A 16,182-nucleotide genomic window follows, 5' to 3' on the forward strand; every position below is an offset into this window, starting at 1 on the left:
TTTAAGCGCGCCGAACGCCTCCCCGCGCGTCTCCTGACCCTTGCGCCTCCTGAAAGGATTCACCGACCGATGAGCAAGCCCGCCCCCAAGAAAGTCGTCCTCGCCTATTCGGGCGGGCTGGACACGTCGATCATCCTGAAGTGGCTTCAGGAGGAATACGGCGCCGAGGTCGTGACCTTCACCGCCGACCTGGGCCAGGGCGAAGAGCTCGCCCCCGCCAAGGAGAAGGCGCTGAAGCTGGGCATCAAGCCCGAGAACATCTTCATCGACGACCTGCGCGAAGAGTTCGTGCGCGACTTCGTCTTCCCGATGTTCCGCGCCAACACCGTCTATGAGGGCCAGTATCTGCTGGGCACCTCGATCGCCCGCCCGCTGATCTCCAAGCGCCAGATCGAGATCGCCCGCATGGTCGGCGCCGACGCCGTCTGTCACGGAGCCACCGGCAAGGGCAACGACCAGGTCCGCTTCGAGCTGGGCTACTATGCGCTGGAGCCCGACATCCGCGTCATCGCTCCGTGGCGCGAGTGGGACTTCAAGTCCCGCGAGGCCCTGCTGGACTTCGCCGAGAAGCACCAGATCCCGATCTCCAAGGACAAGCGCGGCGAGGCCCCCTTCTCGGTCGACGCCAACCTTCTGCACTCCTCGTCCGAGGGCAAGGTGCTGGAAGACCCGGCCGTCGAGGCGCCCGAGTTCGTGCACCAGCGCACCATCTCGCCCGAAGCCGCGCCCGACACGCCGACCGTCATCACCATCACCTATGAAAAGGGCGATCCGGTCGCCATCGACGGCGAGGCCCTGTCGCCCGCCGCCCTGCTGACCAAGCTGAACCAGCTGGGCCACGACAACGGCGTCGGCCGTCTGGACATGGTCGAGAACCGCTTCATCGGCATGAAGTCGCGCGGCGTCTATGAGACCCCGGGCGGGACCATCCTGCTGGCCGCCCACCGCGGCATGGAGTCAATCACGCTCGATCGCGGCGCCATGCACCTGAAGGACGAGCTGATGCCGAAATACGCCTCGCTCATCTACAACGGCTTCTGGTTCAGCCCCGAGCGCGAGATGCTTCAGGCCGCCATCGACCACAGCCAGCAGAAGGTCTCGGGCGTGGTCCGCGTCAAGCTCTACAAGGGCAACATCACCATCATCGGCCGCGAAAGCCCCAACAGCCTGTACGACCAGGACCTCGTGACCTTCGAGGAAGGCGTCCAGGCCTATGACCACAAGGACGCCGAGGGCTTCATCAAGCTGAACGCCCTGCGCCTGCGCGTCCTGGCCAAGCGGGACGGCCAGAAGGGCTAAAGCGCCCTCTCAAAAAACCCAAGCCTACCGGGGCCGGGCGATTCTCAGGATCGCCCGGCTTCTATCATCTGTGACCCAGATGGAGCCGTCCGGCGCCGTCGCCATCGTCACCGGCGAGCCGCGCGGATGGCGCCCGGCGATCTTGTCCCAGCCCGGCGTCAGCACCTTGCCGTTCACGCTGGGCGCCCCCGCCGGATAGGACAGCGCCCCGCGCGGATAGATGGCGTAGCGTCCGCCGATGTCGGTCAGGGGCCGACCCGCCTCGTCCGTCTCGACCGCCACGATACGCCCGGCCGCGCGGCGGAAACCGTGCCAGGTCATCAGCAGCCGTCCCTGCAGCTCGGGGAACATCGCCCCCTCGTAATAGATCAGGTCCAGCGGCGCCGCATGCGGCGGCAACAGGGCGATCGGCTTCTCGCGCTCCCCACAGCGCGCCTGTCGCGCAGGCCAGCCCGGCAGGGGCGTGGCCAGATCGACGCAATAGGGCCAGCCGTAATGACGCCCCTGGATCAGGACGTTCACCTCGTCATAGGGGTGGTTCGGCGTGTCCAGATCGACCGAGTTCTCGGCCTGAAGCACCGTCCCCGAGGCGTGCCGCACCAGGGCGATGGAGTTCCTCAGCCCGCTGGCGAAGACGCTGCTGTCCTCAGCCCAGCGGCCGTTCCCCAGATAGGCGTGACGCCGCACCTGCGCCGTCGCTGCATCCTCAGTGCAGGCTCCGCGCGCATCGACCTTCGGCTTGCCCGCCGCATCGAGACAGCGGTCGCTGGGCGCCCCGACATTGACCAGCAGGTCGCCGTTCCCGTCGAAGACGAAGCTGGACAGCGGGTGGCGGTTGTCGTGCAGTCGGTTGTCCGGCAGGTCGCCGATGACGGTGCGGACGCTGGCCTGCGCCCCGGCGGCGTCGGGGTCCAGCGTCAGGATGCGGTTCATCTCGGACACATAGATGCGCCCGTCCGGTCCGCGCTTGACCGTGTGCGGCATGGACAGGCCGCCCGCCAGCCGCCGCCAGCGCGCGTTGCCGTCCGCCGCGAACGACAACCGCCACACCGCCCCCTTGCCCGCCTCCCAGGCGCCCAGGTCCGTGACCAGCCAGTCGCCGCCTTCCAGAGGCATCAGGCCGCGCGGCATCCGCGGTCCTTCCTGCCCGCCGCCCTGCCACACCAGCCCCAGACAATAGCCGGGCGCCATCCGCACCCCGGTCGCCGGGCGCCCGTCGCAGTCGCCCTCGACGGCGTAGCTCCGCGCGCCCGCCTGAGCGCGGGCGTCGCCCGGCGCCAGGCCGGCCGTCAGCGCCAGGGCTGAGGCCAAGGCGACGGAGAGAGCGAAGGCGGGGGCGGCGCGCGGAGTCGGTTTCATTCCTCCATGCTGACGCTTGCGCTCGCCCGGTGGCAAGGCCAACTTGCGGCCATCTCCGGTCGATCGTCCGGCGTATCCTTCTTGACGGCTTCAGCCGTCGCCAGCCGGAGTTCTCCGTTGAACCGTCTTCCCCTCGCCGCCGCCGCGGCGCTGACCCTGTTCGCCGCCCCCGCCTTCGCCGCCGTTCAGGACCCGCCGCCGCCCGCCCCGGCGATCACCGCCCAGCCCGCTCTCTCGCCCGAGGAAGCCGCCTTCGCGGCCAAGGGCGAAGCCTTCAACGCCGAGGCCGAGCGCATGGGCGCCGAGCTTGAGACGATCATGGACGACGCCAGCCTGGACGCCGCGGCCAAGAAGACCCGCACCGACGCGGTCCTGAACCAGTACGAGCCCAAGTTCGCCGCCTTCGCCGACGAATACGGCGCCTTCCTGCGCGTCATGGCCGAAAAGCCTGAGAACGCTGACAAGAAGGCCGAAATTCTGGCGGCCGCTGACGGCGCCTCGGCTCAGTTGCGCGGCGTGCCCGCCCAGATCCGCACCGCCATCGAAGGCGCCCTGGCCGCCCCGCCGGCCCCGCCCGCCGTCGACTAAGACGCCTGAGCGCGAGATCGCGCCTTACCGCGATTTCACTTGAGCCGAGGCCCCCTTCGGCGGACCCTGCGCGGCGTCCGCCGAAGGAGCTTCGTCATGACCCGCGCCCTCCCCCTCGCCTCGCTTTCCCTAGCCGCCGCCCTGGCCCTTCTGCCGGTCTCGACCGCCGTGGCCGAAGAGCAGAAGACCCCCGCCGAGACCCGTCTGGAAGCCGCCGCCGCCGTCTTCGAGCAGAAGATGGAGGAGTTCGGCGCCCGCGCCGAGCGCATCCAGGCCGATCCCGGCCTGACCGAAACCCAGAAGGGCCTGCGCGTCGCGGCTCTGTGGTCCGGCTATCAGCCCCACGTCGTCGATTTCACCGCCGAGGCCACCCGCCAGGCCGGTCAGATCGCCGAGGCGGCCCTGGCCGAGATCGACGTCGAAGCCATCGTTCGCGAAGCCATGGCCGAGGTCGAACCCGTGGTTCACGGCCTGACGACCAACGGCGCCTGGGCCCAGATCGACCCCGAACAGATGGTCACCTACGGCCTGGTGGCCCAGTACGGCTTCGACCTGGCCTTGGACGCGCTGGAGGAGACCGCCCTGGCGGCGCCGCCGCTGGACTCCGACGGCCCGGTCCCCTGCCCCGCCTGAACGGGACTGCCTGAACGGGGCTGGCGGAGCAGGACCGCCTGACCCAAGACCCGGCTTGACCTGAGCCCGCTTGCGCCCGAAAGGGCCCTATGGCCGCGCTTCCTGTCGATCCGCATCTGTACCTGGCTTTTCTCGGCGTCATGGCCGTGATGGCGGTGACGCCCGGCCCGGCCAACATCTTCGCCGTCGCCACCGGCATGGAGAAGGGCAAGGCCGCCGCCCTGACCGCCGTCCTGGGCATGAACACCGCCACCCTGGTGTGGTTCGGAGCCGCCGCCCTGGGTCTGGGCGCCCTGGTGATCGCCTTCCCCCAGGTGTTCCGCGTCATCGCCGTCCTCGGCGCCCTCTATGTCGCCTGGCTCGGGATCAAGGCCCTGCGCGGCGCCTTCGCCACCGCCGCCGAACCGGCGCACATCGAGGTCAAGCGCGGGCGCAGCGCCCTGGTCGACGGCTTCATGGTCCAGATCGCCAACCCCAAGGCCATCCTGTTCTTCACCGCCGTCCTGCCGCCCTTCCTGGACATCAACCGCCCGCTGGCGCCCCAACTGGCCCTGTTCGCCGTGACCACCGTCGGCATGGACGGCCTGTCGATGTGCGCCTACGGCCTGGGCGGGGCCGCACTGGCGCGACAGATGACCGCGCCGCGTTTCCGCAAGGGTTTCGGCATTGTGGTCGGATGCCTTCTGCTCCTCGCCGCCGTCCTCATCGTCTCGCGTCTGTGATGGGCGCGCGATGGGCGGTTCGGAACTTGACCATTCACCCCCCGTTCAGACCGACGGGCGTTCAATGAGCGCTCAAGGAGAGTTTTCCATGATGAAGCTTCGCAAAACCCCGGTGCTGATCGCCCTGGCGGGCGCGCTCGCCCTGGGCGCCTGCGCGACGGCCACCCCCTATCAGCCGGCCGGCTCGAAGGGTCAGGGCGGCTATGCCGAGCAGCGCCTGGAGTCCAACCGCTACGCCGTCAGCTTCTCGGGCAATTCGGTCACCTCGCGCGACCAGGTCGAGATGTCCCTGCTGCTGCGCTCGGCCGAACTGACGGTCGAGAACGGCTACGACTGGTTCGCCACCGTCACCCGCGCCACGGACCGCGACACCCGGTTCTACACGACGCCGGATCCCTTCTACTACGACCGCTACGGCCCCTATTGGGGTCCGTCCTGGCGCTTCTACCAGCGCGGCTACTGGAGCACCTGGGATCCGTACTGGGGCCGGGACCGCGACATCCGCCAGGTCGACCGTTATGAGGCCACGGCCGAGATCGTCATGGGTCGCGGCGCCAAGCCCGCCGGCGACGTCAACGCCTTCGACGCCCGCGAGGTCATCCGCAACCTCAGCCCGCGCGTGACCCGTCCGGCTTCTTAAGTAGGCCGCTAACGCTCGCCGCGCGGCGGCTCGCTGCTTGAGCGGCCCTTGCTGCGAACTGCGTCGCTTAAGCAGCGAGAGGCGCCAGACATGACAACGCCCGCTTCCGGCGACGGAGGCGGGCGTTTCTGCATCAAGCGGCTTGCATCAGCCGATGCGCGGATTCTTCAGCCGGCGCTTGTTCGCATGGGTCGCCGGGGCCGTGCCCAGGGCCTCGGGCACCTCGCCCTTGAAGTAGAAGCGCTGCCACGCCTCCTTGGCCGCGTCGGGGTCGCCCGAGGCAAGGCGGGTGTTGAAGTCGGTGCGCGATCGGTTCCAGGCCTCGAACTGCCCCTTCATGCCGGGGTTGGACTCCAGCGAACGGATCACCGGCTCGAACTGCTCCACCTTGCGATGCTCGACCGGCAGGATGAAGCAGAAGGGCTCGCCCTTCTCGAACTTGATCCGCCCCGGCCGCGTGAAGATCCAGTTCATCGTAAAGGGGAACGGCAGCCAGTCCGTCTCGATCAGGCCGCTCAGCGGCTGGATGCCGTCCTTGACGTGGTTGGGCGAGCCTTGCGCGATCAGCCCCCAGCCCGGCGGCGTGCGGAACAGATACTGCGGGTGCATGGTCAGCACCCCGCGCGAGAAGTGCGAGGTGACGAAGTGATCCAGCTCGGGCTGCGGCCGGTCTGGCGTGATCTTGATGTCCGTCTGCGACGGCCCGCCGTTCCACTCCGCCGTGAAGCCGAACGGGCACAAGATCTCCCACCCTGTGGTGTTGGCCATGGTCAGCGGCAGACAGCGATAGGGGTGACGGCTGGCGAAGGCGTCCATCCAGTTGCGCGACTGGCGGCCCGGCACGAGATCGCACGGCCGAGCGTTCATCGGATAACATTCCAGTTCCAAGACGCGGCTCCCAAACTTGACGAACAGGGGGGTGATGACGAGGGTCTGTTTCTCCCCTATCGCCCCCGCCGCCCGCCCGACAAGACCGAGATGACCGCCATCGCCGCCGATCCTGCCTCCGACGTCCTGCACGAGCCCGCGTATGACCCCGCCCGCCTGCTGGCCTGGATGGCCGAGCACGGCATCGAACAGACCACCCACGACCACCCCGCCGTCTTCCGCGTCGAGGAAGGGCTGGACCTCAAGGCCGACCTGCCGGGCCTGCACACCAAGAACCTGTTCCTCAAGGACAAGAAGGGTCGACTGTGGCTGATCTCGGCGGCCCAGGACACGGTCATCGACCTGAAGCGCGCCCACCGCGCCATGGGCTCGGACCGCCTGTCCTTCGGCAATGAGACCCTGCTGTGGGAGACGCTGGGCGTGCGCCCCGGATCGGTCACGGCCCTGGGCCTGATCAACGATGCGGAGCGCCGCGTCACCTTCGTGCTGGACCGACGCCTGTGGGAGGCGGCCGTCGTCAACTTCCACCCCCTGGCCAATACGGCGACCACCGCCCTGAGCCAGGACAGCTTCCGTCGCGTCCTAGCGCTGCTGGACCGCGAGCCGATCGTAGTGGACTTCGACGCGCTGGACTGAACGGCGACTTCGCAGACTGTAGGCTATGTCTGGAAGCGACCCGCTGCGGACATTGCGCACGCCTTGCTAGCCGTTGATTATCGCCACTCCAATCCGAGGTGGTGACAATGCTGTTCTACATTCTTCCGATAGCGGAACCGCCCTGGCTTTACCTTCAGGTCGCGATAGCTATCGCGTGGATCGCACTTGCAGTTTTCGACGTTCGCAAGAATGGCCGAAAAGGCCTGCGCGTTCTTCTCTTGGCACCGTTAGTAGTCGTCGCATTTTGGTTGGCAATGATCGGCAGTGTTTTGGATTCCTGCGCCACGGCAGGGTGCTGACACACTCCTTCGGGATTGGTCACTTCCGCTTTCCACCCGCAGCAGACCCCAACCGCTTCCGCCTGTGAGCCGCCCTCCCAGGAAAGTCCCGTTTCCCGGAATCACACTGTCTAAGGAAGGCGGCGAGGCGTAATATCGCCGTTCTCGACTTCATCACGCGCGCCTGCGCGGCGGACGTTCATCGCGTCAGGCCCTGGAAGGGGACGGTGCATGAGACTGTTCTGGAAAGCCTTCGCCGTGGGCGGAGCGGGTCTGGTGCTGGCCGGGCCGATGACCGCCCTCCCCGCGTCCGACGCCGCAACGGCGCTGCGCCTTGAGCGTCTGTTCGGCGGCGTCTGCGGGCCGGGTTCAGGCGGCGGCGCCCTGGCCCGCAGCCTGCTGGTCGCCTCGGCCGTCGCCGCGCCCGCCAGTCAGGTCCAGCCCATCCCCCTCTATCTCGACCTGACGACCTCGCCGTTCAAGGCGACGACCGACGACGCCGGCGCCCAGGCCTATTTCAGCCAGGGGCTGACGCTGGCCTACGGCTTCAACCACGCCGGGGCGGTGCGCTCCTTCCGCGAGGCGCAGAGCCGCGATCCCGAATGCGCCGCCTGCTGGTGGGGCGAGGCCATGGCCCTGGGCCCCAACATCAACGCCCCGATGGACAAACGCGACCGGGCGGCGGCGCTCAAGGCCCTGAACCGCGCCCTGGTCCTGAGCGCCGAGGCCGCGCCGCACGAGCAGGCGCTGATCGACGCCCTGGGCCTGCGCTACTCCGACGATCCGGCGGCCGACCGCACCGCCCTGGACGCCGCCTATGCCGACGCCATGCTGGTCGCCGCGCGCCGCTTTCCCGACAATGACGACATCGCCGTCCTGGCCGCCGAGGCGGCGATGGACACCACGCCCTGGAACTATTGGGAGGCCGACCAGCGCACCCCTGTCGGCCGCATCGGCGCGGCGATCCGCCTGATCGAGACCGTCCTGGACCGCAGCCCCGACCATCCGCAGGCGGCCCATCTCTACATCCACCTGATGGAGGCCGCCGATCCCGCGCGAGCCGAGGCGGCGGCCGACCGCCTGGCCGCCGCGCGTCCCGCCAGCGCGGGCCATCTGGTGCACATGCCCGGCCACATCTATCTGCGGCGCGGCCGCTACGCCGAGGCCATGCGCCTGAACGTCGCGGCGGCGCGCGCGGACGAGGCCTTCATCCGCGATGCGGGCGACGAGAGCCTGGTCCGCTACGGCTACTATCCGCACAACATCCACTTCATCGTCGCCTCGGCCCAGATGGCCGGCGACATGGACACCGCCCTGCGCGAGGCGCGGCGCCTGCGCACCGTGCTGGACCCGGCGACCTCGGCGCGGATCGCCTGGGTCCAGGTCATCGACGCCGCCCCCTATCAGGCCCTGGCCCAGTTCGCCGAACCGCGCGCTGTCCTGGCCGCGCCCGCGCCCGACGCCCGCCTGCCCTACGCCGCCGCCATGCGCCATTACGCCCGCGCCGTCGCCCACGCCCAGTTGCGCGATCAGAAGAGCTTCGACCGTGAAATGGCGGCCCTGAACGCGCTGAAGGCCTCCCCCGCCCTGGCCGAGATGGTCGCCCAGGGCGTGCCCGCGCCCGATCTTCTGGCCCTGGCCGAGGCCGTGGCTTACGGGCGCATGGCCATGGCGCGCGGCCGCCCCGCCGAGGCGACGGAGCATTATCGTCGCGCCGCCGATCTGGAGGCCGCCCTGCCCTATATGGAGCCCGCCTTCTGGTACTATCCGGTGCATCAGTCGCTGGGCGCGGCCCTCTATCAGGCCGGGCGTCCGGACCTGGCCGCCGACGCCTTCCGCCTGGCCCTGGCCCAGACGCCGAACAACGGCTGGGCGCTCTACGGCCTGGCCCGCGCCGAAGCCGCCCAGGGCCGCGCCGCCGAAGCCGCCGCCGCCGACCAGGCCCTCAAGATCGCCTGGTTGGGCGACGCCCGCTGGCTGCGGATGGATCGGCTGTAAGGCGCGCTACGCCCCGTTCTGACGCACCGGCCTGCTACGGCATGACGAAGCCGCCCTCCTCTTCCTTCTCCCCTTGTGGGAGAAGGTGGCTCGCGGAGCGAGACGGATGAGGGGTGTGAGCGCCCCGACGTCCGATTCTGCATCGTGTCGGAGCGAAAATAATCAAACCTCGCCCCAACACCCCTCATCCGAGCGCCTCCGGCGCCCACCTTCTCCCTCAAGGGGAGAAGGATGCTGGTTCGCCATCTACTCCGGTCGAGGACGGAGATTTCAGACGATTCAGACGAATTGGACTCTGTTTTTTCCGCTCTCCTCGCCTTCGCCTGCGGCAAGGCGCGCTTTCGGCTTGATGGCGAGGCATCCCGACGCCATCTGATCCGTTACCTTCCTTCGTCTTGCCTTGCGGACCCGACCATGACCTTCGCCGACCCGTCCCTGACCACCCCGCCCGACCTCATCAAGGACGGCACGGACGCCTCCTTCATGACCGACGTGATCGAGGCCTCGAAGCATCAGCCGGTCATCGTCGACTTCTGGGCGACCTGGTGCGGGCCGTGCCGGACGCTCGGCCCCGCGCTGGAGAAGGCCGTGCGCGCCGCCAAGGGGGCGGTGAAGATGGTCAAGATCGACGTCGACGCCAACCCGGCCTATGCGGGCCAGCTGCGGGTGCAGTCGATCCCGACCGTCTACGCCTTCGTCAACGGCCAGCCGGTCGACGGCTTCCAGGGCGCCGTGCCCGACAGCCAGATCAAGGCCTTCATCGACAAGCTGACCGGCGGAGAAGGCGTCAACACCGACGTCGAGCAACTGCTGTCGCTGGGCGAGGAATCCCTGGGCCTCAGCGACCTGGGCGGCGCCGCCCAGGCCTTCGCCCACGTCCTGACGATGGAGCCGGACAATCAGAAGGCCATCGCCGGCATGGCCCGCGTCTATCTGGCCGAGGGCGACGCCGAACAGGCGGCCCAGACCATCGCCATGGCCCCCGCCGATTCCACCGAGCCGACAGTCCAGGCCGTGCGCGCCCAGCTGTCGCTGGCCTCGGCCGCCCCGACGGGCGCGACCGCCGAGCTGGAAGCCCGGCTGGCCGCGAACAAGAACGACCACGAGGCCCGCTTCGACCTGGCCCAGGCCCTGGCCTCGGCGGGCGATCTGAAGGGCGCGGTCGACCACCTGTTGACCATCGTCCAGGCTGAGCGCGAGTGGAACGACCAGGCCGCGCGCAAGCAGTTGCTGACCGTGTTCGAGGCCGCCGGCCCGACCAGCGAAGTCGCCCGCGACGGACGACGACGCCTGTCCTCCATCCTGTTCTCCTAACGGCGCGATCATGGCTCAGGGCTACGTCAAGGCCAGCGAACTTCCCCAGGTGATCCCGGTGTTTCCCTTGCCGGGATCCATCCTCCTGGCGCGGGGGCAGCTGCCGCTGAACATCTTTGAGCCGCGCTATCTGAACATGGTGGACGACGCCATGGCGGGCGACCGGATGATCGGCCTGATCCAGCCGGTCGGCCCCGCAGGCCTGCGTCCGCCCCTGACCCGCGTCGGTTGCGCCGGGCGGATCACCAGCTTCGCCGAGACCTCGGACGGGCGCTATCTGATCACCTTGACCGGGGTGTGCCGCTTCGCCGTGGCGACCGAAATGCAGGTCCGCACCCCCTACCGCCAGGCGCGGGTCGACTTCCTGCCCTATGAGTCGGACCTGCGCGCCCCGGACCCGACCGAGGATTTCGACCGCCAGCCCTTCCTCTCGGCCCTGGCGCCCTATCTGGCGGGACGCGGCATGGACATCGACTGGGACACCGCCCGCGCCGCGCCGCAGGAAGCCCTGGTGAACAGCCTGGCCATGGCCCTGCCCTTTGATCCGCCCGAGAAACAGGCCCTGCTGGAAGCCCTGACCCTGACCGAGCGCGAAGCAGCCCTGACCGCCCTCCTGCGCATCGAAGCCGTGGCCCCCGACGACGACGAACCCGGTCCGGCGATGCAGTAGTCTGAGCGCTCTCGACGCGATAAACACGCGACCAACAGAACAGGGCGCCCGACGCCCTCAAGCAGCGAGCCGCCGCGCGGCGAGCGATAGGGCACTTAAAATCATGAGCGACGCCTTCAACACCCCCGTCTCGGTCGATCCCCGCCTGCTGGAAGTGCTGGTCTGTCCGGTCACGCGCGGCCGCCTGACCTATGACCGCGAGCGCAATGAACTGGTCTCGGCGGGCGCCAAGCTGGCCTTCCCCATCCGCGACGGCGTGCCGATCATGCTGGCCGAAGACGCCCGCCCGCTGGACTGATCGTCAGGGCGCCGAACCCTTACGCCGCGCTTAGGCGGCAGCCCGGTTTCCTCATCGCGCCCTTATGGCCCTCGGGTGTTTCTTCGTCTCATGAAGGAGCCCCCCATGAGCCGCCGCGCCCTGCTGAACCAGTCGCTGAGCCGCCCAGGCCCGACCGAACCCGCCGCCCCCAGCGTCTGGCGCATGGCCCAGACCGTGCTGGCCCTCTATCTCGGCTGCATGCCCCGCAACGGGAGCCGCCCACGATGATGAGCGGCTATCCCGACGGGCGCCCCGCCGCCCCTCACCGTCACCGCGCCTATGGCGTCGTCGCCCGCGACGGCGGCTGGTGCGTCACCCTGGACGACTGCGCCACCCGCCCCTTCAAGGACCGCGAGGCCGCCGTGCGCATCGCCCGTCAGCTGCAGCGTCAGGCTGACGGGCTGAACCCGATCGAGCCCCGCTCATGAGCGCCGCTCGCGCCAAGGCCCGGCCCGTCCTGTTCGAGATTCGCCGCCTGGGCCGCGTCTGGCGCCTGACCTCCTCGGACGGGCTCTTCTTCGGCCTGTTCCAGAACCGGGCCTCCGCCTTGCGCTGCGCGGTGGAAGAAGCCGACCGCCGCGACGACGCCGACGTGCTGCTGCACACTCACGACTGACCCTCGAGCCGCTAAACCCCAGGCAAGCTTCAAGCAGCCCGAGGCGGGCAGGCCCTCTTACAAACTCTCGCCGCGCAGGAGGCGGGGCAGGTCTCCCGTCGCCCCGCCGGCCTCGTGCATGAAGGCGCGGCGCAGGGGGGCGATGCGGTTGACCGCCGCCATGCCCAGATCGCGGACCAGCCGCACCGGGGCGATGTCGTTGGAGAACAGGCGCACGAAGCCGTCAAAGCCTGCCGCCAGCGCCGCGTTGTCGAACCGGCGCCAGCGGGCGTAACGCTCCAGCACCAGTTCCGAGCCGATGTCCTCGCCGATGCGGGCGGCCTCGGTCAGCACCTCCGACAGGGCGGCGACGTCCTTCAGACCCATGTTCAGCCCCTGCCCCGCCACCGGGTGCACCCCGTGGGCGGCATCGCCGATGATGGCCATGCGCGGCGCGGTCAGACTCTCGGCCAATTGCAGCGACAGGGGATAGACGAAGCGCGGCCCCTCGATCGTCAGCCCGCCCAGGAAGTCGCCGAAGCGCCGCGTCAGATGGGCGTGGAAGGCCTCATCCGAGGCCGAGCGCAGAGCCGCGCCCCGGCGGGTGCTCTCGGTCCAGACCAGATTGGCCCGGTTTTCCGTCAGCGGCAGGATGGCGAAGGGACCGTCCGGCAGGAAATACTCATGGGCGACGTTGCCGTGCGGTTTTTCCATGCGGACGGTGCAGACCACGCCGCTCTGCTGATAGGTCCAGCCGAAGACGTCGATGCCCGCCGCGCGCCGCACGGTCGAGTTGCGGCCCTCGGCCCCGATCACAAGCGGCGCCGACAGGGTTGAACCGTCCTTCAGCGTCACCGTCGCCCGGCCCGGCCCGACCGCCACATCGGCCACGGCGGCGGGGGCGCGGACCTCCAGGCCTCGGGCCTCGACAGCTTCAGCCAAGGCGACGCGCAGGCGACGATTCTCGACCATATAGCCCAGCGGCTCGCCGCCGTTGCGGTCGCCGATCTCATCCGCGTCGAAGCGGATATAGGCGGCCGAAGGTTTTCGGCTGGCGGCGCCGGGGCGGCGGCCGTCCGTCACCAGGATGCGGTCCATGCGGCAGGCGTGCGGCTCCAGCGCCTCGCCCAGCCCCAGCGCCTTCAACATGCGGAAGTTGGCGTAGGAAATCGCCGTCGCCCGCCCGTCGAAGGTCGGCGCCAGCTGGGCGGTGAACGGCTGGGGGTCCACCATGACGGAGCGCAAGCCCCCCTGCGCCGCCGCCAGCGCAAAGGTCGCCCCGACCAGGCCTGCGCCGGCGATGATGATGTCGTAGTCGTCCGATCCGCTCATGGTGTCGTTCTAGGCCCGTATCGCGCGTCACGCTACCAGCAGCCCGCCTCCGCCATGGGACATAAGGGCTCATCTCCGTCCGCAAAGGCCAAGCTGGTAAATGCAGCTTTAACCTTATGCGAGGCAGTAAGGGCGAGAGTCCTGTTTAGAATCCCGTTTCTGGGGGTCCGCCTTCATGTCCGCCGCCATCGCGCTCGGCCAACGCGTCTGGAGCACCGCCTGCATCGTCTGGGCGGCGCCCTTCGCCGTGCGGTTCAGGGGCGTGCTGCAAGCCATGTTGGCCGCCCTGCTTCTGGTGGCCCTGATCTCGTGGAACCCGGCCGATCCCAGCTGGAACGCCGCCTCGATCCAGGCGCCGACCAACTGGCTGGGCGGCGCCGGCGCGACCTTCGCCGATCTGGTCATGCAGTCGCTGGGGCTGGCCGCCTGGCCCGCCGTCCTGCTGCTGATCGCCTTCGGACTTGCGGTGGCGATCGGCGACGCCTTGCAGCACCGGCTGCAGCCGACGCCGTTCAAGGTCTTCTGCGCCGTCGTGGGCGTGCTGCTGCTGTCGGCCGCCCTGTCGGCCCCGGCGGCGCCCGCGAAATGGCCGCTGGCGGCGGGCATGGGCGGTTTATGGGGCGACGCCGTCACCGGCCTGGCCGCCAATGGACTGGGCGCGCTGAAGGTGCCGGGCGCGCGCATCATCCTGGGCGTGGTGTTCCTAGTTCTGGCGCTGTGGAGCCTGGCCTACACCGTAGGCCTGCGCCTGCGCGACTTCACCGACACCGCCGGCTGGGCCGCCCAGAAGGGCGCCGAAGCCCGCGCCGCCAAGGGGTCGAAACCCGCCAAGGCCGCCAAGCCGGGCAAGGCGCCGCGCGCCGTGGCTGAAACCGCCGCCCGCAAGCCGCGTCACCGCCTGCCCGACGCCGACGAGATAGAGGCCGACGGCCCTCTCGCCGCGCCCGTTCAGGCTCAAGCCGCCTTTGCGCCCGCCGCAGACGCATACGACGATGCGGACGGTTACGCCGATGAAGCCGACGCCTACACCCCGCCGTGGGAGGATGCGGCCCCGGCCCCCATCGCCCCGCCTTCAGCCCGAGCGCCCAAGTCGAACGAGCCCAAGGTGGCGGCCGTCAAAGCGCCCAAGCCCGTGCGCAGCGATACCGACCAACAGGCCTTCGACTTCGCCAATGAGGGCGGCTTCGAGCTGCCGCCGCTGGGCATCCTGGCCAAGCCCGGCCAGCGCGGCGGCGCCGTCGACGAGGAGTCGCTGAAGGCCAACGCCAAGATGCTGGAGGGCGTGCTTCAGGAGTTCGGTGTGCGCGGCCAGATCGACCAGATCCGCCCCGGCCCCGTCGTCACCCTGTATGAACTGGTGCCCGCGCCCGGCGTGAAGCACGGCCGCGTCGTGGCCCTGGCCGACGACATCGCCCGCTCCATGTCGGCCCGCGCCTGCCGCATCAGCGTGGTTCAGGGCCGCAACGCCATCGGCATCGAACTGCCCAACGCCAAGCGCGAGACCGTCTTCCTGCGCGACCTGCTGGCGTCCGGCGAATACGACAAGAAGAGCCATCTGCTGCCGCTGGCCCTGGGCGAAACCATCGGCGGCGAGCCCTATGTGGCCGATCTGGCGCGGATGCCCCACCTGCTGATCGCGGGCACCACCGGCTCGGGTAAGTCGGTCGGGGTCAACGCCATGATCCTGTCGATCCTGTATCGCCACTCGCCCGCCGAGTGCCGCTTCATCATGATCGACCCCAAGATGCTGGAGCTGTCGGTCTATGACGGCATCCCGCACCTGCTGGCGCCGGTCGTGACCGATCCCAAGAAGGCGGTCGTGGCCCTGAAGTGGACCGTGCGCGAGATGGAGGACCGCTATCGCCGGATGTCCAAGCTCGGCGTCCGCAACGTGGCCAGCTATAACGACCGCGCCCGCGAGGCCCAGGAGAAGGGCGAGCATTTCGAGCGCACCGTCCAGACCGGCTTCGACGAACAGGGCCGCCCCGTCTACGAGAGCGAGAAGATCCGCCCCGAGCCCATGCCCTATCTGGTCGTGGTCATGGACGAGATGGCCGACCTGATGCTGGTCGCGGGCAAGGATGTGGAAGGCGCCGTCCAGCGTCTGGCCCAGATGGCCCGCGCCGCCGGCATCCACCTGATCATGGCCACGCAGCGCCCGTCGGTGGACGTTATCACCGGCACCATCAAGGCCAACTTCCCGACCCGGATCTCCTTCCAGGTCACGTCGAAGATCGACAGCCGCACCATCTTGGGCGAACAGGGCGGCGAGCAGCTGCTGGGTCAGGGCGATATGCTCTACATGGCGGGCGGCGGACGCATCACCCGCCTGCACGGCCCCTTCGTCGGCGATCAGGAGGTCGAGGAGGTCTGCAAACACCTGCGCGCCCAGGCCGAGCCGGAATACCTCGATCTGATCACCGACGAGCCGGACGGCGACGGCGACGGCGCCTATGGCGATGAAGGCGGCGGCACCGGCGACGACCTGTATGATCGCGCCGTGGCCGTGGTCACGCGCGACCGCAAGGCCTCGACCTCCTACGTCCAGCGCCGTCTGCAGATCGGCTACAACCGCGCCGCCACCCTGATCGAACGCATGGAGCAGGAAGGCGTCGTCAGCCCGGCGAACCACGCCGGCAAGCGCGAGGTGCTGGCCGGGCCGCCTCCCATGGTTTGACTGTCGGCTCCGCCGAGGCGCTACGCTCGCGACGCGGTCGCTCGCTGCTTGAGCGCCGGGCGCGAGCGCAAGCCGGGAACCACGCGCTTCAATCGACGCTTAAACGCCTCACGTCCTCAAGCAGCGAGCCGCCGCGCGGCGAGCGATAGGACACTAAACAATGAACACCGCTTCATCGGAGCGCCGGAATATGGTCAGGCTGGCGTCATCAGC

At 69.2% G+C, this 16,182-nt stretch carries 18 protein-coding genes; 15 read left to right on the forward strand and 3 right to left on the reverse strand.

Going from position 1 to position 16,182, the window contains the following annotated elements; all coding sequences use genetic code 11:
- Window positions 1–69 precede the first annotated feature (69 nt).
- Complete coding sequence (locus AC3IPP_RS16255; RefSeq protein ID WP_489149702.1) at window positions 70–1,299, forward strand: argininosuccinate synthase; 1,230 nt, start codon at window positions 70–72, stop codon at window positions 1,297–1,299.
- A gap of 24 nt (window positions 1,300–1,323) precedes the next feature.
- Here the strand turns inward: AC3IPP_RS16255 and AC3IPP_RS16260 are convergent, their stop codons facing one another.
- Window positions 1,324–2,658 (reverse strand): PQQ-dependent sugar dehydrogenase, encoded by a 1,335-nt coding sequence (locus AC3IPP_RS16260; protein WP_489149703.1) that lies wholly within the window; start codon window positions 2,656–2,658, stop codon window positions 1,324–1,326.
- Window positions 2,659–2,775: 117 nt separating this feature from the next.
- Between AC3IPP_RS16260 and AC3IPP_RS16265 the strand changes: the two genes are divergently transcribed.
- The 4 genes from AC3IPP_RS16265 (at window position 2,776) to AC3IPP_RS16280 (ending at window position 5,241) form a co-directional block, all read left to right on the forward strand.
- The gene (locus AC3IPP_RS16265; RefSeq protein WP_256968303.1) at window positions 2,776–3,246 is read left to right on the forward strand and encodes a translation initiation factor IF-2; all 471 of its coding nucleotides are present in this window, start codon (window positions 2,776–2,778) and stop codon (window positions 3,244–3,246) included.
- Window positions 3,247–3,342: 96 nt separating this feature from the next.
- On the forward strand, window positions 3,343–3,879 hold the full coding sequence (locus AC3IPP_RS16270) for a hypothetical protein (RefSeq protein WP_489149704.1): 537 nt from the start codon (window positions 3,343–3,345) through the stop codon (window positions 3,877–3,879).
- 89 nt (window positions 3,880–3,968) lie between these two features.
- Window positions 3,969–4,601, forward strand: a complete 633-nt coding sequence (locus AC3IPP_RS16275; protein WP_087141459.1) for a LysE family translocator — start codon at window positions 3,969–3,971, stop codon at window positions 4,599–4,601.
- Window positions 4,602–4,689: 88 nt separating this feature from the next.
- Window positions 4,690–5,241 (forward strand): CC0125/CC1285 family lipoprotein, encoded by a 552-nt coding sequence (locus tag AC3IPP_RS16280; RefSeq protein WP_373407979.1) that lies wholly within the window; start codon window positions 4,690–4,692, stop codon window positions 5,239–5,241.
- Window positions 5,242–5,388: 147 nt separating this feature from the next.
- Here AC3IPP_RS16280 and AC3IPP_RS16285 read toward each other — a convergent pair whose 3' ends face one another.
- Complete coding sequence (locus AC3IPP_RS16285; protein ID WP_087141461.1) at window positions 5,389–6,129, reverse strand: DUF6065 family protein; 741 nt, start codon at window positions 6,127–6,129, stop codon at window positions 5,389–5,391.
- Window positions 6,130–6,219: 90 nt separating this feature from the next.
- On the opposite strand from AC3IPP_RS16285, the gene AC3IPP_RS16290 reads away from it, so the two are divergent.
- From AC3IPP_RS16290 to AC3IPP_RS16330, 9 genes are all read left to right on the forward strand, one after another.
- Window positions 6,220–6,765, forward strand: coding sequence for a prolyl-tRNA synthetase associated domain-containing protein (locus AC3IPP_RS16290; protein ID WP_489149705.1), 546 nt, complete (start codon window positions 6,220–6,222; stop codon window positions 6,763–6,765).
- A 107-nt stretch (window positions 6,766–6,872) separates the two neighbouring features.
- Window positions 6,873–7,085, forward strand: coding sequence for a hypothetical protein (locus AC3IPP_RS16295; protein ID WP_489149706.1), 213 nt, complete (start codon window positions 6,873–6,875; stop codon window positions 7,083–7,085).
- 210 nt (window positions 7,086–7,295) lie between these two features.
- A complete protein-coding gene (locus AC3IPP_RS16300; protein WP_489149707.1) occupies window positions 7,296–9,062 on the forward strand; it encodes a hypothetical protein in 1,767 nt (588 codons plus the stop codon).
- A 414-nt stretch (window positions 9,063–9,476) separates the two neighbouring features.
- Window positions 9,477–10,376 carry a thioredoxin gene (trxA, locus tag AC3IPP_RS16305; RefSeq protein ID WP_489149708.1) on the forward strand — a complete coding sequence of 300 codons (900 nt, stop codon included), beginning with the start codon at window positions 9,477–9,479 and terminating at the stop codon, window positions 10,374–10,376.
- A gap of 10 nt (window positions 10,377–10,386) precedes the next feature.
- Entirely contained in the window at window positions 10,387–11,046 is a 660-nt protein-coding gene (locus tag AC3IPP_RS16310; protein ID WP_087141468.1) for an LON peptidase substrate-binding domain-containing protein, read from the forward strand.
- A 103-nt stretch (window positions 11,047–11,149) separates the two neighbouring features.
- Window positions 11,150–11,344: a Trm112 family protein gene (locus AC3IPP_RS16315; protein WP_003166576.1), complete on the forward strand. Its 195-nt coding sequence runs from the start codon at window positions 11,150–11,152 to the stop codon at window positions 11,342–11,344.
- 105 nt (window positions 11,345–11,449) lie between these two features.
- On the forward strand, window positions 11,450–11,593 hold the full coding sequence (locus tag AC3IPP_RS16320) for a hypothetical protein (RefSeq protein WP_489149709.1): 144 nt from the start codon (window positions 11,450–11,452) through the stop codon (window positions 11,591–11,593).
- Window positions 11,593–11,793 (forward strand): hypothetical protein, encoded by a 201-nt coding sequence (locus AC3IPP_RS16325; RefSeq protein WP_489149710.1) that lies wholly within the window; start codon window positions 11,593–11,595, stop codon window positions 11,791–11,793. Before AC3IPP_RS16320 ends, AC3IPP_RS16325 begins: the two co-directional genes overlap by 1 nt.
- Window positions 11,790–11,981 (forward strand): hypothetical protein, encoded by a 192-nt coding sequence (locus AC3IPP_RS16330; RefSeq protein WP_087141470.1) that lies wholly within the window; start codon window positions 11,790–11,792, stop codon window positions 11,979–11,981. The genes AC3IPP_RS16325 and AC3IPP_RS16330 overlap by 4 nt, the downstream gene beginning before the upstream one ends.
- Window positions 11,982–12,038: 57 nt before the next feature.
- On the opposite strand, the gene AC3IPP_RS16335 is transcribed toward AC3IPP_RS16330, so the two are convergent.
- The gene (locus AC3IPP_RS16335; RefSeq protein WP_489149711.1) at window positions 12,039–13,292 is read right to left on the reverse strand and encodes a UbiH/UbiF/VisC/COQ6 family ubiquinone biosynthesis hydroxylase; all 1,254 of its coding nucleotides are present in this window, start codon (window positions 13,290–13,292) and stop codon (window positions 12,039–12,041) included.
- A gap of 175 nt (window positions 13,293–13,467) precedes the next feature.
- Here AC3IPP_RS16335 and AC3IPP_RS16340 point away from each other — a divergent pair, with 175 nt between their 5' ends.
- Entirely contained in the window at window positions 13,468–15,969 is a 2,502-nt protein-coding gene (locus AC3IPP_RS16340; RefSeq protein WP_489149712.1) for an FtsK/SpoIIIE family DNA translocase, read from the forward strand.
- Window positions 15,970–16,182 lie beyond the last annotated feature (213 nt).

The sequence above is a fragment of the Brevundimonas sp. KH_060 genome, assembly GCF_057838275.1.